This is a genomic window from Enterobacter cloacae complex sp. 394I7, assembly GCF_057320345.1.
Window position 1 is genome coordinate 1,431,749 of the sequence record NZ_JBXWCR010000001.1, and the last position, 25,945, is coordinate 1,457,693.

The window sequence follows — 25,945 nt, forward strand, 5'->3', positions numbered from 1 at the left end:
CTTTAAGGGTTAAATAGCAGCTCGCGCGCGTTAACCCTTTCCTTTCACTGATGGCGTAACCCGCTGGCAAGCAGGACAAACACCTCAATCGCATGTGGCAACGTCTTCTGTGGATCGTCACTGGCGGCTATCAACAGTGCAGCATTGAGCGCAGCGCCATTTAACAGCTGTGCAGCGACGTTTGCATCCATGTCTTTCAGGACCTTGCGTTCAATCATTTTTTCTATGGTCTGACGGGTAGATTCCAGGCAGCTATTCTGGCTGGGCCAGTGGGCCGGGTCACCCAGAACAGCCGGACCATCACGCAGTACAATACGCTGCACTTCCGGATCGAGCGCCATTTTGATGTAAGCGACGCCTTCGGCCAGCAGTCGTTCCCAGTCATTCTCGGCGCTGGCGGCAATTTCCTTCGCCTTTCGTGCCATTTCGCTGTCTATCTGGGCGACCACCGCAGCCAGCAAGCCTTTCTTGTCAGTGAAATTATGGTATAGCGCTCCACGTGTTAACCCCACGCTTGCGGTCAGTTCATCCATGGAGGCTGCGGCATAGCCTTTCTCGGCAAAAGCTTTGCGCCCTGCCTGTATCATTTTTTCGCGATTTTCCTGGGCCGTTTCGGCACGGCTTTTTGCAGCCATAAGACGTCCTTGGTTACGTTGTGTTTTTCCGTTTGACATACGTGGCGTATGTGGTTTAGATTTTGACATACGCCGCGTATGTTAATACGACCGCGTGATCTCAACAATACCCCCAATCGAAAAGGAAATGCCATGCACCCACGTGAACCTGTATTTCCCGCTAATCGTCATGCCCTCTATGAAGAACATGGCTATTCTGCTGCCATTCGCTCTGGCGATCTGTTATTTGTCTCAGGCCAGGTTGGAAGCCGCAGCAATGGCACACCTGAAACGGATTTCGGCGCTCAGGTACAACTGGCTTTTGATAATCTCCAGGCTACGCTTTCTGCCGCGGGATGTACGTTTGATGATGTGATCGACGTGACGACGTTTCATACCGATCCAGAAAATCAGTTTTCAACCATCATGGAAGCCAAAAAATTAGCGTTCCCCCGCCCCCCTTATCCGAACTGGACGGCCGTGGGGGTAAACTGGCTTGCGGGCTTTGATTTTGAAATTAAGGTCATTGCCAGAATCCCACCGCAATAAAGCAAGTATTTGGCATAAGCCCCACCGGCAATTTATTAATTACGTCATGACGCCACACGCTGTAGATATCGAATGAAAGAAAGTATTAGTAAATATATTCTCACCTGGGTAGAGGAAAATAATTTTTCTATTTTACATATTGATCAATTGGTTAAAGATACCGGGTATAGCAGAAGAACCATGGAAACATGGTTTAAAGAGAAATATCACCTCTCTTTAGGTGAGTACATCCTAAGGAGAAGGCTGAGCCTTGCGGCCATCATGCTCAGAATGACATCGCTTCCCGTTACGGACATTGCTTATTTATTTCACTACCAAAGCAGCCAGGGGTTTTCAAGAGCCTTTAAAAAGATGTCGGGACTCACCCCTTCTGAATACAGAAATGCAAAAGAGTGGGATTTTGATATCCTTCAGCCCTCATTTTTATTAGACGATCTTAAAACACCCGAAATAACACTCTGTGAACTCAATGAGATTTTTCCGTATACCCATGAGATTATAGAGCACGATCATCTTTTTGATACTGCGGTGCACGATGTCACTAAAAAAATCAAAAAACTCCTGCTTGAGAATCGCGATCGGATCCAACAGCTTGCCATAGTGCCGCGCCGACCAGAACGTCTGGGTAAAAGCCGTTCCTATCTGGTAGAAGTCTTAATTTCATATTGTTTAGACAGCACTAAAACAACAAAGAAAGACACACTTTTACTTACCGGAAAATATGCAAAAATGTCCTTTGAAGGCAGCTGGGAATGTTATAGCGCCTATAACAAAATTGCGTTTGTTAAGGCAATGGTGACGAACCGCCTGACGTTGCGCGATGGCATTCATTTAATGCGTTTTAACGCCTGCAGCGATGAGCGCGTTAACTTTGATATTTACATCCCTGTGTTATAACCCCGTTTTTTCTTGCGCGTAAATCACACCGCGGGAGGCGCGCAACGCCGGTTCAGACCGACCCTGCGGCCTGTCTGCACACGGTTCTGTTTTTACCACCGTGCTTGGCCTCATACAGTGCTTCATCCACATCACGAATGATATCGCTACTGTTGACGTTTTCCTGAATGGCTGAGCACACGCCAATACTTAACGTTACCGTCAGGGGCACCGCGTACAGGTTACCCTGCCCGGTGCGTTGCTCAACATTCTTGCGAATACGTTCTGCGACGACTACGGCCATACTCCTGTCCGTGTCGGGCAACAGCAGGCCAAACTCTTCACCTCCCAGTCTGGCAAAGACGTCATTATCACGAATACTGTCTTTAATAATATCCACGACCGCCAGAATGACGCGGTCCCCCACAGGATGTCCCCAGGTGTCATTAATGGTCTTAAAGTTATCGATATCCAGCATCATAATGCTGGTGCCCTTTTCTGTTCTGAGCATGCGGAGCCGCTGAAGTGCCTCAAAAAAATACTTGCGGTTGAAGATCTGCGTAAGGGGATCGCGGTTAACCCGATCGCCAAAAAATCTCAGCAAGCTGAAGACATGTAACAGTAAGGTACAGATAACAAATAGTTTACTGAACACTTCTACCGCCCGGCTGATATACCAGAGCGACAGGTTATACGTATCGAGTAAGAGCAGGAAAAAGTTATAGGTGATCGCAGAAAGGCACACCACGATGATGCTGTTCCAGACGCCAGATGAAAAGCGTGTCACGTAAGTCATGTAGCAGGCCAGGGCCGACCAGAGAACTATCAGAGCGTTAACGTAGCGGACATCCCAGACAGGATGATACTGATCGGGGCGATACGCGGCTATCGTTAATGTCCAGGTTGGATTGTAGCTGCTCAACGCATGGGCCAGCACCGGGAACATAACCAGGGGGATTAACGATATTAGCGCCAGCCAGACCTTATTCCGTAATGTGAACCGTCGCCGTGCCGTGTGTTTCTCCACCCATACAGCAAGCCCCAGCAAAAAAATAAAACTTAACTGGCGGAAAAAATAAAATACCGCCGTATCGTTAGTTTTTAGCGTATGGGTTAACCCTGCGTCTTCAGGAAGCTGAATGACGATAATCGTTTCTATGAAATAGATGAGACCGCTCAGAAACGCCATGCTCAGGATTAACAGGGATAAATGAGACCGGTCAGACGCATACTGCATCTGGATAAAAATAGAGATAATGGTATCCAGAAAAAATAGCGCAATCATGACGATCAAATAGGTTGTCATGGGTACCCTGAAATCTGGATTATCATTAACAAAAAAGGAGTTCACCGCGATCATCAGTGCAAACAGCAGCGCACCGGACAGCACGATCATTTTCTCAGCCAACGTAATGTTATTCATGTTCATTAATACCGCATAAATAAAAGACGTGAAACGGCAGAGCGATTTACACCATTCTCTGCTTAACATCGAGGGGCAAACCGGTCAGGCTTGCCACCTTCTTTTCAGATGCTTCAGTTAACCGACCTCAGTCTGTTGAAGTGGATTATCCCGGTCGATGTCGTACCGAACCGGGATATTCCCTACTGCGCTTTACTCACCAGTGAGATCACCCTTACCGGCAAGGCCAGAGGCAACGCTAGCGCCATGTGCTGACATTCACCACATCGCCGTGGCTATTGAAGTCTACATACAGCCGCTTATTGTTCTGAAACGTCTGATAAACCGATTCCGAAAGCGCAAGGCTCGTTGCCAGCTCCGTCTGGCCTGCCACATGAGAGGCAGGAACGGCGAGATTCTGGTGTCTATAGCGGTTATAAAAATAGTTCTTTTTGCTGAGCTTACCGTAGGCGCACCAGCTACCGTCATACCGCATAACGGCATATTTACCGGAAAAATGATATTCCTGTTTTTGGTGCGACGTATTATCCGGTGACAGATAATCAATTATGACTTCAGCCATGTTTTCCCGGCTTTTATCCAGGCCTTCTGGACGCCGTCCCCTGATGGCGATTTCTTTTACCTCCCCACGATGATCAAGCAAAAGTTTTCTCAGTCTTTTGGTCACATCCTGTATCGCAGGATTAAAAATATGATCATATTCCGTCAGGGTATCGTTATAGGAAAACGTCCGCGCCAGCCGACATATCTTCACGTCAGGTTTACGGAGCCCTTCTAATAACAGTGAAGGATGGTAACGCTGGAAGTCCCATATTTCATCGCTTCGATATTGAGACGGTGTTTTCCCGGTCAATTTCTTAAACGCGCGGGCAAAACCCTGTCCACTATGATACTGAAAAATGTGAGCGATTTCGGTGACCGGCAGCGACGTCATCCTTAATAAAGACGCGGCATAGCTCATTCGTCTCCTGAGCATATACTCACCCAGCGACTGGTGAAATTGGTGTTTAAACCAGATTTCGAGCGTCCTTCTGCTGTAACCCGTTTTTACGACCAGCCGATCGATATGCTCCAGAGATAAAATATTATCTTCAACCCAGTCTATAACGTGTTTGTTAATGATTTCTTTCATGTTTTGACTCTAACTGGATTGTAATACGTAAAATCCACTAAACGGATCATTTTGCGCAAAAACGCCCGCCTCTGGTTGGATGAGGCGAACCGGTCGTGCAGTGATATAATGGACGGATGCCTGTGAAACAGCGTGATAACGCGTTCGCTCACCCCCTTCCATGACATACGTCACGGGCTTTGAGCGAGAAATAGCGTGACACAAGGGGCACTGAGTGGGATATAATTTCGAGCTAATTTCGAATGACTTTGAAATGTTGCCTGTAATGCTATGATTTACAAGGCAAAAAATAAGCAATGAATATAAGGATTAAATCTATGGGTTTTCTTTCCGGTAAGCGCATTCTGGTAACTGGCGTTGCCAGCAAACTGTCCATCGCATACGGCATCGCACAGGCTATGCATCGCGAAGGCGCTGAGCTGGCGTTCACCTACCAGAACGACAAGCTGAAAGGCCGTGTAGAAGAGTTTGCCGCGCAGCTGGGTTCCAGCCTTGTTCTGGAATGCGACGTTGCACAAGACGAAAGCATCGATGGCATGTTTGCTGAACTGGCAAAAGCATGGCCGAAATTCGACGGTTTCGTTCACTCCATCGGCTTCGCTCCTGGCGATCAGCTGGACGGCGACTACGTGAACGCGGTAACCCGTGATGGCTTCAAAATCGCTCACGACATCAGCTCCTACAGCTTCGTGGCAATGGCTAAATCTTGCCGTGCGATGCTGAACCCAGGCGCAGCTCTGCTGACCCTGTCCTATCTGGGCGCAGAACGTGCTATCCCTAACTACAACGTTATGGGTCTGGCTAAAGCGTCTCTGGAAGCAAACGTCCGCTACATGGCGAACGCGATGGGTCCAGAAGGTGTGCGTGTGAACGCTATCTCCGCGGGTCCAATCCGTACCCTGGCAGCTTCCGGTATCAAAGATTTCCGTAAAATGCTGGCGCACTGCGAAGCGGTTACGCCGATTCGTCGTACCGTTACCATTGAAGATGTGGGTAACTCTGCAGCGTTCCTGTGCTCTGACCTTTCCGCGGGTATCTCCGGCGAAGTGGTTCACGTTGACGGCGGCTTCAACATCGCTGCAATGAACGAGCTGGAAATTAAATAAGCTGTGACTCTCTTCCCTCACGGGAAGAGAGTTTTCCTTCCTCCGCCCGACCCCTTCGTTATTCCGTTCAGCTATTTGTTATCACCTAACAATATTTTTCCCCACATCTGCCTTACGCCAGGATATTGATCGCCATTTTGAGATCAAGGAACGCCCATGGAACAACGCCGTTTTTCCGGCAAAGGCCACTGGTACCACGAAACCCAGTCAAACCACGCGCAGACGGATGTTCTGCCTCTGGTGCCCGAAGCCGCTAACGTCGACGATCGTTTTTTGCTCGATTTAGCCCTGCCTGACGAGATTGTCGCCGCCTGTACTGGCTGGCTCACCCCTGCCAGAACCTTATGCCACCTGTTGTTTCCGCTCTCAATCTCCGTTAACCGGCTGCATACGCTCAGCGCCTACGACAGATTGAGTACTGCATTAACGGTCGCGCAGGCCTGTGGCGTCCAACGGTTGTGTAACCACTATGCCGCCCTCCTCGCCCCGCTTCCCGGCCCTGACTCCTCACGCGAAAGTAACCGCCGCCTGGCACAAATCACCCAGTACGCCCGTCAGCTCGCCAGCTCACCTGATGTCATCGATGATAAAGCACAGCAGCAGCTTGATGAGGTGGGCCTGACAACCTACGACATGGTGCTTATTAATCAGATTATCGGCTTTATCGGTTTTCAGGCACGCGTGGTGGCCGTCTTTCAGGCCCTGCTGGGGCATCCTGTACGCTGGCTGCCCGGCCATCATATTCAGCCGCACACGCTGCCAGCCGCTCCTGAGTCCTGGGTGGCGCTTTTACCTGTCGTTGAACTGCGTTATGCCAGCGCGCATCAGCTTGAATCGCTTTCCCGCTGGCAGGCCGAACCCGCCCTTGAAGCGCTGACGCCGGTACTCAGCCATGAGCCCATCCTGCTCGACCTGACGGGTGAGATCCTGGTAAACAGCCATGATGATATTTCTCTTGATTCGCCGGCGCTTTCGGCGGCAATCGACTTGTTGACGCGTTCTCCGGACCGCTTCAGTGCCGCACAGTTCACCCCGCTCACTGAACAAGGACTGCCTGCGGTACGGGCGATAAAACTGCTCACCCGGAGCGCGATGGATGGCTGGCTTGAACGCCTGAAAGTCGCGTTTGGCAAAGGGGAATAACCATACTAATTACCCAAAGACCGCTTGCTGTGACAGTGAGAATCGCGTAAAACTGTCAGCCGCTCAATGGCTAAGAAAATAGAACATTATGTTTCAGGACAACCCGCTGCTAGCGCAGCTTAAACAGCAACTGCATTCCCAGACGCCGCGTGCAGAAGGGGTCGTAAAAGCCACGGAAAAGGGCTTTGGCTTCCTTGAAGTTGATGCGCAGAAAAGCTACTTCATTCCGCCACCGCAAATGAAGAAAGTGATGCATGGCGACCGCATTACGGCCGTCATTCATACCGAAAAGGAACGTGAGTCCGCCGAGCCGGAAGAACTGATCGAACCGTTCCTGACCCGCTTCGTGGGCAAGGTCCAGCGAAAAGACGATCGTCTTTCTATCGTGCCGGATCATCCCCTGCTGAAAGATGCCATTCCTTGCCGCGCCGCCCGTGGTGTTGAGCATGATTTCAAAGAAGGTGACTGGGCCGTAGCAGAAATGCGCCGTCATCCTCTGAAAGGCGATCGTGGCTTTTATGCTGAACTGACCCAGTTCATCACCTTTGGCGACGACCATTTCGTGCCATGGTGGGTGACGCTTGCACGCCATAATCTTGAGAAAGAAGCGCCAGACGGCGTAGCGACTGAAATGCAGGACGAAGGCCTGACGCGTCGCGACCTCACTGCCCTGGAGTTTGTCACTATCGACAGCGCCAGCACAGAAGATATGGATGATGCGCTGTATGCGGAAGAGAGCGCTGATGGCAAATTGCATTTGACCGTCGCCATTGCCGATCCCACCGCCTGGATCGTTGAAGGCAGCAAGCTGGACGATATGGCAAAAGTCCGATCGTTCACTAACTACCTGCCGGGCTTCAACATCCCCATGTTGCCGCGCGAACTGTCTGATGACCTCTGCTCACTGCGTCCAAATGAAGTGCGTCCGGTCCTTGCCTGCCGCATGACCATCGCCGCCGATGGCGGGATCGAAGACGATATTGAATTTTTTGCCGCAACCATCGAATCGAAAGCCAAGCTGGCGTATGACAATGTTTCCGACTGGCTTGAGAATACCGGCACCTGGAAACCGGAATCAGACGCGATTGCCGCACAGATCCGCCTGCTGCACCGCATTTGTCTGAACCGCGGCGAGTGGCGTAAAACCCATGCGCTGGTCTTTAAGGATCGTCCGGACTATCGCTTTGTGCTGGGTGAGAAAGGCGAAGTGCTGAATATCGTGGCCGAACCGCGTCGCATTGCGAACCGCATTGTTGAAGAAGCGATGATTTCTGCCAACATTTGTGCCGCTCGCGTCCTGCGTGACAAGCTGGGCTTTGGTATTTACAACGTCCACACCGGTTTTGATCCGGCCAATACCGAAGCGCTGGCGGCCCTGCTGAAGAACCACGATGTGCACGTTGACCCGGAAGAAGTGCTGACGCTGCAGGGCTTCTGTAAGCTGCGCCGCGAGCTGGATGCACAGCCATCCGGTTTCCTCGACAGCCGCATCCGTCGTTTCCAGTCCTTTGCTGAAATCAGCACCGAGCCGGGTCCACACTTTGGCCTCGGCCTGGAAGCCTACGCGACCTGGACGTCACCTATTCGTAAGTATGGCGACATGGTCAACCACCGTCTACTGAAGGCGATCATTAAGGGTGAGTCCATTGCGCGTCCGCAAAATGACACCACCCTGCAGATGGCCGAACGACGTCGCCTGAACCGTATGGCGGAACGTGACGTGGGAGACTGGCTGTACGCACGCTACCTGCAGGATAAAGCGGGTACAGATACTCGCTTCGCCGCAGAAATCATTGATATCAGCCGGGGCGGTATGCGCGTTCGCCTGGTGGATAACGGTGCCGTCGCCTTTATCCCTGCCCCGTTCCTGCATGCCGTCCGTGACGAACTGGTCTGCAGCCAGGAAAATGGTACTGTGCAAATCAAAGGCGAAACAGTTTACAAAGTCACAGACGTGATTGACGTAAACATCGCTGAAGTTCGCATGGAAACCCGCAGCGTTATCGCGCGCCCGGTCGCCTGATAACCGCTTAAATTGTCGGCCGTTTCCCTTCGGGAAGCGCCGACAATTTTTCTTTTGAACCCCCGCCGCAAAATCATTATTTTTTCGTACTATTTTCAGCGTATTCCCGCCCAAAATTGCCATAATTATCTACAGTAAAAGAGTGCCGTTATATTCGGTTACGTGAATTTTTATACAATAAATACCCTTTTTCGCCAGACGCGTTTTTTATAAGAAAACCGGGAAAAAACACGACGTTCATTTTGGGGTTGCCGCTGTTTCACAACGGAAAAGTCGACGGCAAATGAATAATTTGTGCGCTAATGAGCAGCTGCGGGAGAAAACATGATGGACGATCTGGAGCAGAATTTGCTGTTTCGTTACATGGGTACGCATAGCCCCTGGTGGCGAATGACAGCTGACAGCAATGCTCTGCACCTTGCCGCCAGCGAAAATGCCGATGTGACTGAGGTGGTGGCGCTGGATGATGAACAAGCCGAACTTATCCGCCAGTTAACCGTCATTACCTCCAGCATCTCCATGACGCTCTCGTTGTACGGCGAAGATGTCCCGGTTCATCTTGTGGGGCGCAAAATAACCCGAAATGAATGGGCCGGCACCGCGTCAGCGTGGAACGATACGCCCTCCGTGGCTCGTGACCTGGCTCAGGGCCTCTCTTTTGCTGAACAGGTTGTCTCTGAAGCCAACTCCGTCATCGTTATTCTCGATCATAACGGCAATATTCAGCGTTTTAACCGGCTGAGTGAAGAATATACCGGGCTGAAAGAACAAGAAGTTATTGGTCAGAACGTGTTCAAGCTGTTTATGAGCCGTAGCGAAGCGGCAGCCTCGAAGCGCAATATCACCGGTTTTTTTCGCAACGGCAGCTCCTACGAGGTCGAACGCTGGATCAAAACGCGTAAAGGGCAACGACTGTTTTTGTTCAGAAACAAGTTTGTTCATAGCGGCAGCGGCAAAAATGAAATTTTCCTTATCTGTTCCGGCACCGACATTACTGAAGAGCGCCGCGCCCAGGAGCGTCTGCGCGTGCTGGCCAATACCGACACCATTACCGGTTTACCAAACCGTAACGCGATCCACGAACTGATTTCAGATGCCATCGCCAGCCGCGGTGAAACGCAGGTAGGCGTGGTGTATCTCGACCTGGATAACTTTAAAAAGGTCAACGATGCCTACGGGCATATGTTTGGCGACCAGCTATTGCAGGCTGTCGCTCTGGCCATTCTGAGCTGTCTGGATGACGGTCAGGTGCTGGCGCGACTCGGCGGTGATGAGTTTATTGTCATGGCCACAGATACCTCTCAGGGCTCTCTGGAAGCGATGGCGTCGCGGATCTTAACCCGTCTGCGCCAGCCGTTCAGAATCGGCCTGATAGAAATCTACACCGGTTGCTCGCTCGGTATCGCCCTCGCCCCGCAGCACGGTAACGACAGGGAAAGCGTCATCCGTAATGCCGATACCGCCATGTACACGGCGAAAGAGAATGGCCGGGGCAAGTTCTGCGTCTTCTCACCCGAGATGAACCAGCGCGTATTTGAATATCTCTGGCTGGATACCAACCTGCGTAAAGCGCTGGATAACGATCAGCTTCTGATTCACTACCAGCCTAAAATTACCTGGCGGGGGGAAATCCGAAGTCTGGAAGCGCTGGTGCGCTGGCAGTCGCCGGAGCGCGGTTTGATCCCGCCACTGGAGTTTATCTCTTATGCCGAGGAGTCGGGATTGATTGTCCCGCTGGGCCGCTGGGTGATGCTTGATGTGGTGCGCCAGGTGGCTAAATGGCGCGATAAGGGGATTAACCTGCGCGTGGCGGTCAACGTCTCCGCACGTCAGCTGGCCGACCAGACCATTTTCAGCGATTTAAAGCAGGCGCTGAAGGATCTGGATTTTGAATACTGCCCCATCGACGTTGAACTCACGGAAAGCTGCCTTATCGAAAACGAAGAGCTGGCGCTCTCTGTGATCCAGCAGTTCAGCAAACTTGGCGCGCAAATTCATCTTGATGATTTCGGTACCGGCTACTCGTCTCTGTCGCAGCTGGCGCGGTTCCCTATCGACGCCATTAAACTCGATCAATCCTTCGTCAGGGATATACATAAACAATCGATCTCCCAGTCTCTGGTGCGGGCCATCGTCGCGGTGGCACAGGCATTAAACCTGCAGGTCATTGCTGAAGGGGTCGAGAGCGCGAAAGAAGACGCCTTTCTGACCAAGAACGGCGTCAACGAACGGCAGGGCTTTCTCTTCGCTAAGCCGATGCCCGCTGCCGCATTCGAGCGATGGCTAAAGCGATATCAGTCGCGAAAACAACGTTAACTGGCTTTGCGTAACGCCCCATGATGGCGGTTTTGCAGCATCACCAGACGCTCCATATAGGCGATATCTTTTGGCTCGAGGCAAAACGCCGCATCAACCCAGTCTTCCGTGATATCCATCAGTTCACTGCGCGGCAGTTGCAGTACCCGGGTTCGGGCGCGCAACATCGCCCTTACCCCGTTCAGCTTCGGTCGCAGCGTGTCGATGAAGGTTCTGACGGAGACGTAGCTCTGCCCGGGCTCAAACAGCACATCGACCAATCCATGCTGTTCGTACCATTCTGCCGTATGCGACTCCCCCTTGTAGATGAGTTCTTCCGCCAGTTTCATCCCTGCCCGACGTGCGACCAGCGAATATGCCCCCATGCCCGGGAACAGGTTGAAGGCAATTTCCGGGAAGCCCAGACGGGCATCGCGCTGAGAGAGAACAAAATGGTGTGCCAGCGCAGCCTCAAACCCACCGCCTAGCGCACTGCCTTCAACCATCGCCAGAGAGACCGCGCCCGTATCAAACCCCCGCGACGCTGCGTGCACACAGTCGACGCAGGCACGTGCATACGCGCGTAACGCTTCACGCCGTCCATTTTGAATGCACTCTACGAAGAACTGTAAATCGCCTCCCGCATTATACATTTCAGGAACCAGTGACCCGGTTACCCAAAAATCGACCAGATACCCGGACTGGCGAACCAGCCAGGAGAGGTTCATGATCTCCTCAATTAACGCATGATTAAAACAAGGCCGAGGTTGCGCCCGCAGCATCATCCAGATGGTGTGCCGCTCTTCCTCGTAGTAGGCTGACAACTGTGTGAAACGTTCAGTATCGGTAAACAGGGTGCAGGTAGGCTGGTTGATAACTGTCATAGTCTAATTCCTCACAGAAAAAGCGCCTTGCGCGCAGTTTTAGACTAATCCACTCATTAAGCCCGCAGCATGTGGGGGAATAAATTTATCACTTTCATTTATGTAATTTAGTTATTGCATTTTTTCCCTTCTCTTTTGATCCCATTTTCTGCATCATTGAAAATATTACCTTTTCGCACCTGGGGTGAGATTATGTCTACTATTGATGCACAAGCTGTAGCACAACGTATTGATACCGTGCTGGATATCCTGGTGGCAGGCGATTATCACTCGGCGATCCGTAATCTGGAGATCCTGAAGTCTGAACTTCTTGCTCAGAAGGGTGCTGAAAACGCGCCTGAGAACGGACAGCCAAAAGCGCCGTGGGAAGTTTGATCCTGCTGTTTTCGAACCTGTTTCGCTTTATTAATTGGATGCTATGAATTCCCGACAACAAATCATTTTGCAGATGGTCATTGACCAGGGACGCGTCAGCGTAGTCGATCTCGCTAAAACCACCGGCGTTTCAGAAGTCACCATCCGCCAGGATCTTAACCTGCTGGAGAAACAGAGCTACCTGCGTCGTGCGCATGGATATGCGGTCCCGCTCGATAGCGAGGATGTTGAGACGCGCATGATGAACAACTACGCCCTGAAGCGTGAACTGGCGGAGTTTGCCGCGTCTTTAGTTAACAATGGCGAGACGGTGTTTATCGAAAACGGCAGTAGCAATGCCTTACTGGCGCGCACGCTTGCCGAACAGAAAGACGTTACTATCATCACGGTCAGTAGCTATATCGCGCACCTGCTCAAAGAGACCCGCTGCGAGGTGATCCTGCTGGGCGGCATTTACCAGAAAAAAAGCGAAAGCATGGTTGGCCCCCTGACCCGCCAGTATGTTCAGCAGGTCCATTTCAGCAAGGCCTTTATTGGTATTGATGGCTGGCAGCCAGAAACGGGCTTCACCGGCCGCGATATGATGCGTTCTGATGTGGTGAATGCGGTGCTGGAAAAAGAGTGTGAAGCCATTGTGCTGACTGACAGCTCAAAATTTGGCGCCGTTCACCCTTATACCATGGGGCCAGTCTCTCGCTTTAGCCGCGTAATTACCGACGAACGTTTGAGCGATGAGCATCGTATTAAACTGGAAGATGACGGTCTTATCGTCAATATTATTAAAAAGTCGTCCTGAGTCCTTTAAGCGCCCGAATGTCGGGCGCCTATGTCCCTACTGTCTGAGATGATTCCTAACCCTCCTTTAAGAGTTTTTACCTGTTTAACCCGCCTTAAAGTCGTAAAATTAATGTTAGCGATATAACAGGAAGTGACTATCACCTGCGTGATTACGTAACGCCTGCGCGACCAGCTTTCACGGAAAACAGTTTTTAAGTATTCAATTCGTCTATACTTAAAGCGTAGCTCTTTCCGTGAATCGATAATTCAGGAGAAAGTATTATGACCTTAACCAGCAAAAAATTAGCCGCCGCTGTTCTGGCAATCACTGTAGCAATGTCCCTGAGCGCTTGCTCTAACTGGTCTAAACGTGACCGCAACACCGCAATTGGTGCCGGTGCTGGTGCTCTGGGCGGTGCGGTATTAACAGATGGCAGTACGCTGGGTACATTAGGTGGCGCTGCTGTCGGTGGTATTATCGGTCACCAGGTCGGCAAATAATTATTAAATAAGCCTTCACCGGTACTGCGATATTAGAACGCATTTCAGGTCTGACTTACGCACGTAAAAAAAAGAGCCACGGCAAATGCCGTGGCTCATCTATTTTAGCCGCCCGCCAGTTTCACTTTCATGCCTTTGGCTTCGAGCAGGGATTTAATTAAATCACGTTTATCGCCCTGGATTTCGATAATGCCGTCTTTCACGGCACCACCGCAGCCACATTTCTTTTTCAGATCGGCGGCCAGCTTAACCAGTTCCGCGTCGTCAAGATCAATGCCGGAGATAAGGCATACGCCCTTACCTTTACGCCCACTGGTTTGACGCTGGATACGAACAATACCGTCCCCCTTCGGGCGCTCGGCTTTCGCTTTTGGTTCGTCTATACGCCCACTTTCTGTTGAGTAGACCAGACGACTGTTTGAATCAGTCATTATGCCCCCTTTTTCAGTGATGCATTGATCGCTTTGAGCGTCTCTGACGGGTTAGCAGACTGCGTCACAGGACGCCCAATGACCATATAGTCTACCCCTGCCGCCAGCGCCTGTTCAGGCGTCATAATGCGACGCTGATCGCCGGCCTCGCTGCCGGCCGGGCGGATACCAGGGGTAACGAGTTTGAAAGCCTGGCCCAGTTCTGATTTGAAACGCACGGCTTCCTGCGCGGAACAGACGACACCATCAAGCCCGCAATTTTGCGTCAGGCGCGCGAGACGCTCTGCATGTTCCGCAGGTGACAACGTCACGCCGAGATCGCGTAAATCACTCTCATCCATACTGGTCAGCACGGTAACCGCAATCAGCAACGGTGCGTCGCTGCCGAACGGCAGGAGCGCTTCACGGGCCGCGGTCATCATTCTTGCCCCACCCGATGCATGCACATTGACCATCCATACCCCCAGTTCGGCAGCAGCAGCCACGGCGTGCGCGGTGGTATTCGGGATATCGTGGAATTTAAGGTCGAGGAAAACGTCAAAACCGCGCTGTTGCAGGTCGCGTACGATTTGCGGTCCAAACAGCGTGAACATCTCTTTGCCAACTTTCAGACGGCAGTCGCGAGGGTCTATACCGTCGACAAAGGCCAGTGCCGCGTCACGTTTATTGTAATCAAGCGCAACAACAACAGGAGAATCAGTAATTACGCGGGAAGCGGAGGAAGTAACAGACGTCATGACCAGCCCTTTTCGTCTATGGGCGCGCAGCGGCGCGGAACAGATAAACGGCGAGCATTCTACCTGCCAGCGCTGCAAATTGACAGGATCGATTTGCTCTCCTGGCTGGCCGGCAAACCGCACGGACTCGATGGGTTCTGAAAACCCATCAGTATGTTGTAACTAAAATAGATCGTTTTTAAAAATTACTGCCCATCAAGGCCTCGGATTGGCTTGATGGTCGACCATGCCCGGCATGAAGGACAGTGCCAGTACAGCGTATACGCCGTAAACCCACACTTCTGGCAACGATAGCGCGGTTTGCTTCGTACCTGCTCGCCTACCATGTCGCGCAGTACCATCAGGCTCTCTTTGGCGCGCCCTTCCTCTGCATCGTTGAGGTGGTAGTCCATCAGCTTATGGAAAACCCGCATGGTCGGATGACGCTGCAGCTGACGCGTAATATAGACCTGCGCGGTATCACTGCCCTCATACTGCTCAACCACGTCCGAGAGCATCAGTTCAGCAGTCGCGCCGGTGTTCTCTTCCACGCAACGACGCAGGAACGCCACCCATTCATCCTGCTTATCCAGTTGTTGATAGCAGGTTTGCAGCATGTCGAGGGTTTCACTGACCAGCTCTTTATCCTGGTCAATAACCCGCAACAGGCTCTCTACAGCTTTGGCATAGTCGCCGTTCGCCATAAAGACGCGCCCCATCATGATGGAGATACGCGCGCTGTTACGGTCAGCGGCTGCACCCTTTTTAAGCAACGCCATGGCTTTGTCCATGTCGTCGTTGCCCATTTGCTGAAGGGCCAGTTCACAGTAGAAGTGGGCTATCTCAACTCGCTGCTTATCTTTGCCCAGCTTCACCAGACGCTCGGCCGTATCAATGGCTTTCTGCCAGTCACTGGTGGCCTGATAAATCTGCAGCAGCTGCTGCAAGGCACTGACGCGGAAATCCGTTTCATCCACCAGCTGCGAGAACATGTCTTCTGCACGGTCGTACAGCCCCGCCGCCATGTAATCACGGCCCAGCTGTTGTACCGCCAGCAGGCGTTGATCGTAGGTCAACGAGGCGCTTTCCATAAGGGTCTGGTGAATACGAATGGCGCGGTCAACCTCGCCGCGCGAGCGGAACAGGTTTCCCAGGGTGAGATGCGCTTCAACGGTGCCCGTATCCTCTTTGAGCATATCGAGGAACAGGTCTACTGCTTTGTCCTGTTGATTGCTCAGGAGGAAGTTCACCCCAGCAACGTAGTCGCGGGAGAGTCGGTTAGCCTCATCCTGTTTTGTTTGTTGCGCACTTCTGCGGCCCATATACCAGCCATAGGCTGCGGCTACAGGCAAAAGCAGAAACAACAACTCCAGCATAGTCGATTATTCCTTGACGACCGGCACACCAGAGCTTTCCGGAATGTCGGACGCAGGCGCAATTTGATGTTCGAGTCGTTTAATTTTACGTTCAGCGCGCGCAAGTGAAACACGAACTTTCAACCAGAAAAGACCGCATACCAGCCAGCCAATCGCAAAGCCCGCGGCGAATAAAATCGCCAGAAGGCTCGATACACGATACTCGCCCTGCGCCAACAGATAGTTAAACGTCACCTGTTGATCGTTTTGTGCACCCAATGTGACTGAAATGACAAAAATCGCCAATACCAGTAAGAAAATGAGTAAATATTTCACATTACTTCCCGTTATGTGGTTCAAGCGAATAAAGTGTGTTCAACTCACCGCAATCAGCCTTATAAACTACCATTTTAGTGACGGGCGCGAAACGGAAAAAGTGACGCGCCAGTCATGGATTTATGGGCAAAACACGGAATATCAACCGTCAGGCGTCGCTTTGGTCCCTTTCGGCGATCTCTTCTTCCTCGACAGGCGGTGGCGTTAACGGACCGCAGATGCGTTCAGCAAGCCATGTTGCCAGCGTCACAAGCAGCCATGAGATCAGCGTAGCCACCACCAAATCCCGCGGCCAGTGCATCCCCAGCAGCAAACGACTGCCCATCACCCCTGTAGCCCAGACCAGTAAAATCGCGATCGTGACCGTACGTCGCCGTGGCCAAAGCAGCCCTACTCCCAGTAACGCCCAGCTGGCAGCAAACATGGTATGGCCGGAAGGAAAAGCAAACCCGGTCTCTTTTTGCCAGTGTTTACGTAAGAACTTCGGGATATCCTGCTGTTCCGCAAGCTGTTCTTTGACCAGCGCACCACGATCTTTACGTTTTAAATTGTAGAACTCATCCACCGGAACATGGTGCGCTTTTTCCAGCCAGACGACAAAAGGACGCGGCTCCTGGACATGATCTTTAACCCAGGACTTCACGCCCTGACCGATGAGGATCGCCCCACCCAGTATCGCAAAGAGCATCAGCGCCGCACGCAGACGAAAGCGCAAACACCACAGAAACCAGGCGCAAAGGATCACATGCGTGATAATTCCCCACGGCTGGGTGACCGTCTCCGTTATCCAGTATAATGTTTTCAGCCATGTGGCGTTCTGCCCCGGCTGCCACATCCAGCCTGAGACCCATACGGCCAGCGGCATAATAAGTAGAATGGCCGCACCTGCTGCCGTACGTCTGGCGATTGAAAGCATGTCTTCTCCTTTTTCGCTAAGCACCACAATCATAACTGAAATTCATCTGTTGGGTGGATATGTCGGATCGTGCGTTTAACGTCCATATAGCATGGCGCCCATTAGGCGAACGTGCTGAGCTTGTGGCAAAATGAACAGATACAGAAAGCCAAACAGGCGAAAGGCACGAAACGTGTCAGCCTACTCTGGAGAATCACATGCAGCTTAAACGTGTGGCAGAAGCCAAACTGCCAACCCCATGGGGCGATTTCCTGATGGTGGGATTTGAAGAACTGGCAACCGGACAGGATCATGTCGCGCTCGTGTTCGGTGACATTTCAGGACAAACGCCGGTACTCTCTCGCGTACATTCGGAGTGTCTGACTGGCGATGCCTTGTTCAGCCTGCGCTGTGATTGCGGTTTCCAGCTTGAAGCAGCCCTTTCTCACATCGCTGAAGAAGGTCGTGGGGTGCTGCTTTATCACCGTCAGGAAGGTCGTAATATTGGCCTGCTGAATAAAATCCGCGCCTACGCGCTGCAGGATCAGGGATACGATACGGTTGAAGCGAACCACCAGCTCGGGTTTGCCGCCGATGAGCGCGACTTTACCCTGTGCGCCGATATGTTCAAGCTTCTTGGGGTAGATGAGGTCCGTCTGCTGACCAATAACCCGAAAAAGGTGGAAATCCTGACCGAAGCGGGGATCAATATCGTCGAACGTGTTCCGCTGATTGTCGGCCGTAACCCGAAGAATGCCCACTATCTTGATACCAAAGCCGCCAAAATGGGTCACCTCCTGAGCGAGTGATCGCGAGATGCCCGGCATCGCCATCGCGAGCCGGGCTGAGTGCGTCAATCCAGCATTTTACGAATCACGTAATGTAATATGCCGTCGTTCTGGTAGTAGGTCAGCTCGGTTGCCGTATCAATGCGACACCGGCATTCAAGCACTTCCGTTTTACCGTCTGCTCGCGTTAACGTCACCGGAACCGTTTTACCCGGCTGCAGGTTTTGCAGACCACTAATATCAATCTGCTCTTCCCCGGTCAGTCCCAGCGTTTTACGGGTGACGCCCTGCGGGAACTCTAGCGGCAGGATCCCCATCCCGATAAGATTCGAACGGTGAATACGCTCGAAAGATTCGGCAATCACCACGCGAACCCCAAGCAGGCGTGGACCTTTCGCTGCCCAGTCTCGACTGGAGCCGGAGCCGTACTCTTTGCCGGCAATCACCGCCAGCGGCGTGCCTTCCTGCTGGTATTTAACGGCGGCATCATAAATCGAAACCACTTCCGTGCCAGGTAAATGACGCGTCATGCCCCCTTCCACGCCTGGAACCATTTCGTTGCGGATGCGGATGTTGGCAAATGTCCCGCGCATCATCACTTCGTGGTTACCACGACGCGATCCGTAGGAGTTGAAGTCCCGGCGTTCCACCCCACGACTTTGCAGATAGCGGCCTGCCGGACTGTCGGCTTTGATACTGCCCGCCGGCGAGATGTGGTCCGTGGTAACGGAGTCGCCCAGCATCGCCAGAATACGCGCCCCGTGGATATCCTTAAGCGGAGCAGGTTCAGCCAGCATGTCATCGAAGAACGGTGACAGGCGAATATAGGTCGAATCATCCTGCCAGCCATAGGTATCCGAGCCCACGACGTTAATTGTTTTCCATTCCGGCGTGCCTTCAAACACTTCCGCATACTCTTTGCGGAACATTTCGGTTGAGACCTTTTCAACGGCTCGTGCGATGTCGCGTGAAGACGGCCAGATATCTTTCAGGTAAACAGGCTCGTTCTTGCGATCGTGACCAATCGGGTCTGTCGTGAGATTGATGTTCATGTTTCCCGCCAGCGCGTAAGCCACAACCAGCGGCGGCGAGGCCAGCCAGTTGGTTTTCACCAGCGGATGAATACGCCCTTCAAAGTTGCGGTTACCGGAAAGAACCGCACCCACGGTAAGATCGCCCTGCTTGATCGCCGTTTCAATCGGCTCAGGCAGCGGACCGGAGTTACCGATACAGGTAGTACATCCGTAACCCACGAGGTTAAAGCCCAGCTCGTCAAGGTACGGGGTGAGTTTTGCCTGCGCCAGGTAATCTGAAACCACTTTAGAGCCCGGGGCCAGCGAAGCCTTAACCCACGGCTGCGGTTTCAGGCCAAGCTCAACGGCTTTTTTGGCCAACAGTCCCGCGGCCATCAAAACGCTTGGGTTCGAGGTGTTGGTGCAGGAGGTGATAGCGGCAATAACCACCGCGCCATCCGGAAGTTGATACTGATGTCCGTTCAGGACATAGTCTATTGGACGGTGATCTTTTTTCGCGACATTGACTTCCAGTTCATTGCTGGCGGCAAAAGCTTTCGGCACGTCCGGTAACGCGACCCGATCCTGCGGACGTTTTGGCCCGGCAAGGCTCGCCTCGACGCTTCCCATATCCAGCTCAAGCGTGCTGGTAAATACCGGCTCATCACCCGGGTTTCGCCACATCCCCTGCGCTTTAGTGTAGGCCTCGACCAGCGCGACCTGCTCTTCACTGCGACCACTCAGGCGCATATATTCCAGCGTGACGTCATCGATGGGGAAGAAGCCACAGGTCGCGCCATATTCCGGCGCCATATTGGCGATCGTGGCGCGATCGGCCAGCGGCAGCGAATCCAGCCCGTCACCGTAGAATTCAACAAATTTACCCACCACGCCATGCTTACGCAGCATCTGGGTGACGGTCAACACCAGGTCGGTGGCGGTAATGCCTTCCGACAGCTTACCGGTGAGTTTGAAGCCCACCACATCAGGAATGAGCATCGACACCGGCTGACCAAGCATAGCCGCTTCCGCTTCAATACCCCCGACGCCCCACCCCAGCACACCGAGGCCGTTAATCATGGTGGTATGTGAATCCGTCCCGACCAGCGTATCCGGATAAGCCACCCACTCTTTATCCTGCAATTCACTCCAGACGGCTTTGCCCAGATATTCGAGGTTAACCTGATGGCAAATACCGGTTCCAGGCGGAACCACGCTAAAGCGGCTGAACGCCTGTTGCCCCCATTTCAGGAAGACATAGCGCTCGTGGTTACGTTCCATCTCCAGACGCACGTTTTCACCAAAAGCGTCATCATTACCAAAGTGGTCAACGGTCACGGAGTGGTCAATCACGAGGTCAACGGGAGAAAGCGGATTCACTTTTGCCGTATCGCCTCCGAGGCGCTTAACGGCTTCGCGCATGGCGGCTAAATCAACCACGGCAGGTACACCGGTAAAGTCCTGCATCAGGACCCTCGCCGGGCGATAGGCTATTTCTCTGTCGGCATGGGCACTCTTCAGCCACCCCGCCAGTGCCTGGATATCCTCGAGGGTGACGGAATCGCCATCCTGCCAGCGTAAGAGGTTTTCCAGCAAAACTTTCAAGGACTTGGGTAAACGCGAAATGTCCCCAAGCGTTCTGGCAGCCAGTGGCAGGCTATAGTAATGCCAGGTTTTGTTTTCTGCCTGTAATGTGTCCTTACTGGCTTCGCGTAGGGTTAACGACATAAGCTCCTCCTTAATTACAGAGATGTCCTGACAATCATCAGGGCTGTAATTAAAGATAACACAAAGATGTCGTAACGTTTTGATAACAACCCGAATTGATAAATTTAGGAATGGTCCAGTGAAGTGCGAAAAACAAAAAACCCCGCCGCAGCGAGGTTTTGGATTTACAGGAAGGCCAGCCAGATGAGCTGAGACCAGAACAGGATCGACACAGAAAAAACGCCGAGCCATGACCAGTATTTGTGAGACATCATGTTATTCATCATAGGGTACACCAGGCATTATTTTTAAAAAGGCTCCGAGGTTTGCCCTCAGTTCTATATTGCTGATGTGTATTTATTAAAGAGTACAAAGGTGCAGAGTCTTTATTCAGACTATTTGCATCATTACGCAATTAACTAAATTATTGTTTTTTGGGTTCGTCTTCTGCGAACACATCAATAAAGGCTTGCTGCTGTGGCGTCAGTTTCCAGGACGCGGGGACAACGGTCGCAGGTGCTTTGCGTCCTTTGTGACCACTGTCACGATGCTGACACATCTGTTTTACCGTTTCTGTACGTACCGTCACTGCCATATTCAACCCCAATATTTCCAGGCAAGGAGAGCAACCACTACCCAAAACAGGGCGGAGACGAGAAAGACCGCCAGCCAGGCTTTACGCTTGAGCGCAGGATCCCTTTGCGGTTCTTCACTTCCTGAAGGCATTGCTAACCTCATACAATCGATATCGCTTATCATTTAGGACCAAACAATTGGTACAATTAATCATCTGTTGAGATAAATCCTAAAGAAACTTTAGCCGAAAAGCCAGTGAATTTACGCATCAATTGGTGGGAAATATTCAATCTTTTGACCAGAAATAAATAATTGAAAAGAAATATTTGCGTAGCCGTAAATTACTTTCTACTTTTGTCGCCAATTCACGACATTAAAACCATACAGATTAAATGGGTAATGACATTATATGGCAGGGAAAATGTAGATGATGATAATTATGATTTAGCTTTGAGGAGTTAATTCGGTATCTTTCCGTGAGGGAAAGATACCGGGAGTGATTATTTTGCCGGAAGTTTGATGTCTTTAAACATCTCTTCAATATCTTCATTTGAGCGTAATGCAACCGCCGTATCGACCACGTCACGCGTTAAATGCGGGGCAAAGCGTTGAATAAAATCATACATATAGCTGCGCAGGAAGGTGCTGCGACGGAAACCAATTTTGGTCGTGCTGTGGCTGAAAATATCGTGCGCATCAAGACGAACCAAATCCGGGTCTGAAACCGGGTCGACGGCCATGCTGGCAATCACCCCAACGCCCAGGCCAAGCCGCACATAGGTTTTAATGACATCAGCATCCGTGGCGGTAAAGACAATGCGCGGCGTTAATCCCGCCCGGTTAAAGGCCGTATCAAGCTCAGAACGGCCGGTGAAGCCGAAGGTGTATGTCACTAAAGGATATTGCGCCAGCTCTTCAATAGTCACCGACCCTTTCCCCGCCAGCGGATGATCCGGGGTCACTACGATAGAACGGTTCCAGTGGTAGCACGGTAGCATAACCAGATCGTCATACAGGTGAAGCGCTTCTGTCGCGATGGCAAAGTCCGCGTTGCCCTTTGAAACCGCTTCAGCGATTTGTGTGGGCGAGCCCTGATGCATATGCAAAGAGACGCGCGGATAACGTTCTATAAAGCCCTTAATAACGCCTGGCAGCGCATAACGCGCCTGAGTATGCGTTGTGGCAATATAAAGCGAACCTTTATCCGGCCAGGTATGTTCACCCGCCACGGACTTAATAGCGTCAACTTTGGAGAGGACTTCCCGGGCAATACGAATGATTTCCTGCCCGGCGGGTGTCACCTGCGTGAGGTGCTTACCGCTGCGAGCGAAAATCTGGATACCTAATTCGTCCTCCAGCATACGAACCTGTTTGCTGATGCCCGGTTGCGAGGTATATAACCCCTCAGCGGTAGAAGAGACGTTGAGGTTGTGATTCACCACCTCAACGATATAACGAAGCTGCTGTAATTTCATGCCAGACCATCCGATTTAGCGCACGCGGTCAATCGCTTAAGACGATTTGATAATAAGAAAAGGGTTAACTATAACCACTATATCATTTATAGCCTGACTGTATAGTACGGAACAAAAAATAATAACAAGGTAATAAAAAAGGGCCGGAAGTCCGGCCCTTTTACAGGTAAGTTACGGTACGGGAAGATTATTTCTTGCCTTCAACCCATTTTCCGTCGACAAAGAAGGCGGACCAGCCGGTCGCTTTACCCTCTTTCTCAGCCGCAACGTACTGCTGTTTTGTTTTACGGCTAAAACGTACCACCGTTTTATTCCCTTCAGGATCCTGCTGTGGCGCATCGGCCAGATAACGCAGTTTCTCAGGCAGACGGTCGCGGAAGCGATGCAGCTCTTCCACCAGCGGCGCGCGGGTTTCACGCGATTTCGGGAAGGTGTTGGCCGCGAGGAAGACCCCGGCAGCACCGTCACGCAGCACGAAATAGGCGTCAGACTTCTCACACGGCAATTCTGGAAGCGGAACCGGATCTTCCTTCGGCGGCGCGACTTCACCGTTACGCAGAATCTTACGGGTGTTCTTACACTCGTCGTTGGTGCACGCCATGTATTTCCCGAAACGCCCCATTTTCAGGTGCATTTCCGAGCCACACTTCTCGCACTCAACGATAGGGCCGTCATAGCCTTTGATGCGGAACTCACCCTCTTCGATCTCATAACCATCACACGTTGGGTTATTCCCGCAGACGTGCAATTTGCGTTTCGGATCGATCAGGTAGCTGTCCATCGCCGTGCCACATTTCTTACAACGACGTTTGGCACGCAGGGCATTGGTTTCTGCATCGTCACCTTCCAGCACGTTAAGAACTTCGTTCTCAGGTACCAGGTTGATGGTGGTTTTGCAGCGCTCTTTCGGCGATAACGCATAGCCGGAGCAACCGAGGAAGACGCCTGTTGTCGCAGTACGGATCCCCATCTTACGGCCACAGGTTGGGCAATCGATGCTGGTCAGTACCATCTGGTTAGGCAGCATGCCGCCCTCTTCAGGATCTTTCTCCGCTTTTTCAAGCTGGTTGGTAAAGTCGCTGAAGAAGCTGTCGAGCACTTTCTTCCATTCCGCCTGATGGCTGGCAACCTGGTCAAGGCTGTCTTCCATCTGTGCGGTAAAGTCGTAGTTCATCAACTCGCGGAAGTTAGCTTCCAGACGGTCGGTTACGATCTCACCCATTTTTTCAGCGTAGAAACGGCGGTTTTCAACACGCACATAGCCACGATCCTGAATGGTCGAAATGATTGACGCATAGGTTGACGGACGACCAATACCGCGTTTCTCCAGCTCTTTTACCAGCGATGCTTCGCTAAAGCGCGCAGGCGGCTTGGTAAAGTGCTGAGCTGGCACGAGGTCAACCAGAGAGAGTTCATCCCCTTTGTTCACCGCCGGCAGCGTTCGGTCTTCGTCGCCTTTACGCAGTGCAGGCATGACTTTCGTCCAGCCGTCGAAACGCAGGATACGGCCACGCGCTTTCAGACGGAAATCACCCGCACCAACGGTAAGCGTAGTGGAATCGTACTGCGCGGGTGTCATTTGACACGCGACGAACTGGCGCCAGATAAGCTGGTACAGCTTCTGGGCGTCGGCTTCCATATCCTTCAGCGATTCCGCTAACACAGAGACGTCAGAAGGACGAATGGCTTCGTGCGCTTCCTGTGAGTTCTCTTTGCTGGCGTACTGGTTAGCGCTTTCCGGCAGGTATTTCTTACCGAAATTGTCACCGATATAGCCGCGCACCATGTTAACCGCATCCTGACTCAGGTTAGTCGAGTCGGTACGCATGTAGGTGATGTAACCCGCTTCATACAAGCGCTGGGCCATCATCATGGTTTTCTTCACGCCATAACCCAGACGCGTGCTTGCGGCCTGTTGCAGCGTAGAGGTAATAAACGGTGCGCCAGGCTTACTGCTGGTCGGTTTGTCTTCACGCTCCAGAACCTGATAGCGTGCTTTTTCCAGCAGCGCCACCGCGGCCATGGTCTGGTCACGGTTTTCAGGACGGAAAGGCTTGTCGTTCTGATGGCTCACCTGCAGCGGCAGAGCATCCCCGCCCGGCGTGGTGACATTCGCGTCGACTTCCCAGAACTCTTCTGGCACAAACGCTTTAATTTCGCGTTCACGTTCAACGACAAGACGCACGGCAACGGATTGCACACGCCCTGCGGACAGACCACGGGCAATCTTTTTCCACAGCAGTGGAGACACCATGTAGCCCACAACACGGTCCATAAAGCGACGTGCCTGCTGCGCGTTTACACGGTCAATGTTCAGTTCGCCCGGCTTTTCAAACGCCTGACGAATCGCATTCTTCGTAATTTCGTTAAACACTACACGGCTGTAGCGTTTGTCATCACCACCGATCACTTCCCGCAGGTGCCACGCAATGGCTTCCCCTTCGCGGTCAAGGTCGGTTGCGAGATAGATGTGGTCTGCTTTTTCAGCAAGCTGCTTCAGCTCATTAACGACTTTTTCTTTCCCGGGCAGCACTTCGTATTGTGCATCCCAGTTGTGCCATGGGTTAACACCCATGCGGTTGACAAGCGCGCTACGTTCATCCTTTTTAGGCTTTTTAGCCCCTTTGGTGGAGGTAGAGTCTGCGCTCTTTTTGCTGGCTGAGCCACTGGTCGGCAAATCGCGGATATGACCCACGCTGGACTTAACCACGTAGTCATTACCCAGATACTTATTGATCGTTTTGGCTTTTGCCGGGGACTCAACGATGACGAGAGCTTTACCCATATTCACCTTTACCTAATTTAATTCTTCCAGGAATACGCCGCACGTTGATTTCCCTTCCACTGACGACGCGTCATTGATATTGCGACTGCGTCAGGGGATATCAACCCCTTTGTCTTACCGAACGTCAGAGAAAAGACGCCCAGGTGATTGAGTTTTCGGGTATTTTTCTC

General features: G+C 52.0%; 25 protein-coding genes. 10 read left to right on the forward strand and 15 right to left on the reverse strand.

The window, feature by feature from the left end; translation table 11 throughout:
- Nucleotides 1-44 precede the first annotated feature (44 nt).
- Nucleotides 45-635: a TetR/AcrR family transcriptional regulator gene (locus AC2FAP_RS06920; RefSeq protein WP_032678285.1), complete on the reverse strand. Its 591-nt coding sequence runs from the start codon at nt 633-635 to the stop codon at nt 45-47.
- 132 nt (nt 636-767) lie between these two features.
- Between AC2FAP_RS06920 and AC2FAP_RS06925 the strand changes: the two genes are divergently transcribed.
- The gene (locus tag AC2FAP_RS06925) at nt 768-1,163 is read left to right on the forward strand and encodes a RidA family protein (protein WP_449541682.1); all 396 of its coding nucleotides are present in this window, start codon (nt 768-770) and stop codon (nt 1,161-1,163) included.
- Between the two features lie 72 nt (nt 1,164-1,235).
- Nucleotides 1,236-2,060: a helix-turn-helix domain-containing protein gene (locus AC2FAP_RS06930; protein ID WP_032680892.1), complete on the forward strand. Its 825-nt coding sequence runs from the start codon at nt 1,236-1,238 to the stop codon at nt 2,058-2,060.
- 52 nt (nt 2,061-2,112) lie between these two features.
- On the opposite strand, the gene AC2FAP_RS06935 is transcribed toward AC2FAP_RS06930, so the two are convergent.
- Both AC2FAP_RS06935 and AC2FAP_RS06940 read right to left on the reverse strand, forming a co-directional pair.
- Complete coding sequence (locus tag AC2FAP_RS06935; RefSeq protein WP_252069425.1) at nt 2,113-3,462, reverse strand: sensor domain-containing diguanylate cyclase; 1,350 nt, start codon at nt 3,460-3,462, stop codon at nt 2,113-2,115.
- A gap of 238 nt (nt 3,463-3,700) precedes the next feature.
- Nucleotides 3,701-4,594: a helix-turn-helix domain-containing protein gene (locus tag AC2FAP_RS06940; RefSeq protein ID WP_014170357.1), complete on the reverse strand. Its 894-nt coding sequence runs from the start codon at nt 4,592-4,594 to the stop codon at nt 3,701-3,703.
- 317 nt (nt 4,595-4,911) lie between these two features.
- Here AC2FAP_RS06940 and fabI point away from each other — a divergent pair, with 317 nt between their 5' ends.
- The 4 genes from fabI (at nt 4,912) to pdeR (ending at nt 11,182) form a co-directional block, all read left to right on the forward strand.
- Nucleotides 4,912-5,700, forward strand: coding sequence for an enoyl-ACP reductase FabI (gene fabI / locus AC2FAP_RS06945; protein WP_020882447.1), 789 nt, complete (start codon nt 4,912-4,914; stop codon nt 5,698-5,700).
- A 156-nt stretch (nt 5,701-5,856) separates the two neighbouring features.
- A complete protein-coding gene (locus AC2FAP_RS06950; RefSeq protein WP_014170359.1) occupies nt 5,857-6,843 on the forward strand; it encodes a CMD domain-containing protein in 987 nt (328 codons plus the stop codon).
- A gap of 88 nt (nt 6,844-6,931) precedes the next feature.
- Nucleotides 6,932-8,866 (forward strand): exoribonuclease II, encoded by a 1,935-nt coding sequence (locus AC2FAP_RS06955; RefSeq protein ID WP_148576730.1) that lies wholly within the window; start codon nt 6,932-6,934, stop codon nt 8,864-8,866.
- A gap of 324 nt (nt 8,867-9,190) precedes the next feature.
- Entirely contained in the window at nt 9,191-11,182 is a 1,992-nt protein-coding gene (gene pdeR, locus AC2FAP_RS06960; protein ID WP_025204002.1) for a cyclic di-GMP phosphodiesterase, read from the forward strand.
- On the opposite strand, the gene AC2FAP_RS06965 is transcribed toward pdeR, so the two are convergent.
- Nucleotides 11,179-12,045, reverse strand: coding sequence for a crotonase/enoyl-CoA hydratase family protein (locus AC2FAP_RS06965; RefSeq protein ID WP_014170362.1), 867 nt, complete (start codon nt 12,043-12,045; stop codon nt 11,179-11,181). The genes pdeR and AC2FAP_RS06965 overlap by 4 nt on opposite strands.
- A gap of 192 nt (nt 12,046-12,237) precedes the next feature.
- On the opposite strand from AC2FAP_RS06965, the gene AC2FAP_RS06970 reads away from it, so the two are divergent.
- The 3 genes from AC2FAP_RS06970 (at nt 12,238) to osmB (ending at nt 13,698) form a co-directional block, all read left to right on the forward strand.
- Complete coding sequence (locus tag AC2FAP_RS06970; protein ID WP_025204000.1) at nt 12,238-12,420, forward strand: YciZ family protein; 183 nt, start codon at nt 12,238-12,240, stop codon at nt 12,418-12,420.
- Nucleotides 12,421-12,463: 43 nt separating this feature from the next.
- The gene (gene yciT / locus AC2FAP_RS06975) at nt 12,464-13,216 is read left to right on the forward strand and encodes a DNA-binding transcriptional regulator YciT (RefSeq protein ID WP_020882444.1); all 753 of its coding nucleotides are present in this window, start codon (nt 12,464-12,466) and stop codon (nt 13,214-13,216) included.
- 263 nt (nt 13,217-13,479) lie between these two features.
- Nucleotides 13,480-13,698: an osmotically-inducible lipoprotein OsmB gene (gene osmB, locus AC2FAP_RS06980; protein ID WP_008501216.1), complete on the forward strand. Its 219-nt coding sequence runs from the start codon at nt 13,480-13,482 to the stop codon at nt 13,696-13,698.
- Between the two features lie 104 nt (nt 13,699-13,802).
- Here osmB and yciH read toward each other — a convergent pair whose 3' ends face one another.
- From yciH to pgpB, 5 genes are all read right to left on the reverse strand, one after another.
- Nucleotides 13,803-14,129 (reverse strand): stress response translation initiation inhibitor YciH, encoded by a 327-nt coding sequence (gene yciH, locus AC2FAP_RS06985; protein WP_014170365.1) that lies wholly within the window; start codon nt 14,127-14,129, stop codon nt 13,803-13,805.
- Complete coding sequence (gene pyrF, locus AC2FAP_RS06990) at nt 14,129-14,866, reverse strand: orotidine-5'-phosphate decarboxylase (protein WP_020882443.1); 738 nt, start codon at nt 14,864-14,866, stop codon at nt 14,129-14,131. Before pyrF ends, yciH begins: the two co-directional genes overlap by 1 nt.
- 185 nt (nt 14,867-15,051) lie before the next feature.
- Nucleotides 15,052-16,221, reverse strand: a complete 1,170-nt coding sequence (lapB, locus tag AC2FAP_RS06995; RefSeq protein ID WP_014170367.1) for a lipopolysaccharide assembly protein LapB — start codon at nt 16,219-16,221, stop codon at nt 15,052-15,054.
- 6 nt (nt 16,222-16,227) lie between these two features.
- A complete protein-coding gene (locus AC2FAP_RS07000; protein ID WP_449541684.1) occupies nt 16,228-16,536 on the reverse strand; it encodes a LapA family protein in 309 nt (102 codons plus the stop codon).
- A gap of 148 nt (nt 16,537-16,684) precedes the next feature.
- Entirely contained in the window at nt 16,685-17,452 is a 768-nt protein-coding gene (gene pgpB / locus AC2FAP_RS07005) for a phosphatidylglycerophosphatase B (protein ID WP_020882442.1), read from the reverse strand.
- A 197-nt stretch (nt 17,453-17,649) separates the two neighbouring features.
- Here pgpB and ribA point away from each other — a divergent pair, with 197 nt between their 5' ends.
- A complete protein-coding gene (gene ribA, locus AC2FAP_RS07010) occupies nt 17,650-18,240 on the forward strand; it encodes a GTP cyclohydrolase II (protein WP_003856813.1) in 591 nt (196 codons plus the stop codon).
- Nucleotides 18,241-18,284: 44 nt separating this feature from the next.
- Here ribA and acnA read toward each other — a convergent pair whose 3' ends face one another.
- The 6 genes from acnA to topA form a co-directional block, all read right to left on the reverse strand.
- Nucleotides 18,285-20,960 carry an aconitate hydratase AcnA gene (acnA, locus tag AC2FAP_RS07015; RefSeq protein ID WP_073397298.1) on the reverse strand — a complete coding sequence of 892 codons (2,676 nt, stop codon included), beginning with the start codon at nt 20,958-20,960 and terminating at the stop codon, nt 18,285-18,287.
- A gap of 164 nt (nt 20,961-21,124) precedes the next feature.
- Complete coding sequence (gene ymiC, locus AC2FAP_RS07020; RefSeq protein ID WP_032669830.1) at nt 21,125-21,223, reverse strand: small membrane protein YmiC; 99 nt, start codon at nt 21,221-21,223, stop codon at nt 21,125-21,127.
- A gap of 140 nt (nt 21,224-21,363) precedes the next feature.
- Nucleotides 21,364-21,534, reverse strand: coding sequence for a hypothetical protein (locus tag AC2FAP_RS07025; RefSeq protein WP_032669764.1), 171 nt, complete (start codon nt 21,532-21,534; stop codon nt 21,364-21,366).
- Between the two features lie 2 nt (nt 21,535-21,536).
- Nucleotides 21,537-21,677 (reverse strand): YmiA family putative membrane protein, encoded by a 141-nt coding sequence (locus AC2FAP_RS07030; protein ID WP_214579162.1) that lies wholly within the window; start codon nt 21,675-21,677, stop codon nt 21,537-21,539.
- A 338-nt stretch (nt 21,678-22,015) separates the two neighbouring features.
- A complete protein-coding gene (gene cysB, locus AC2FAP_RS07035; RefSeq protein ID WP_006175683.1) occupies nt 22,016-22,990 on the reverse strand; it encodes an HTH-type transcriptional regulator CysB in 975 nt (324 codons plus the stop codon).
- 187 nt (nt 22,991-23,177) lie between these two features.
- Nucleotides 23,178-25,775, reverse strand: a complete 2,598-nt coding sequence (gene topA, locus AC2FAP_RS07040; protein WP_020882439.1) for a type I DNA topoisomerase — start codon at nt 25,773-25,775, stop codon at nt 23,178-23,180.
- Nucleotides 25,776-25,945: the final 170 nt, after the last annotated feature.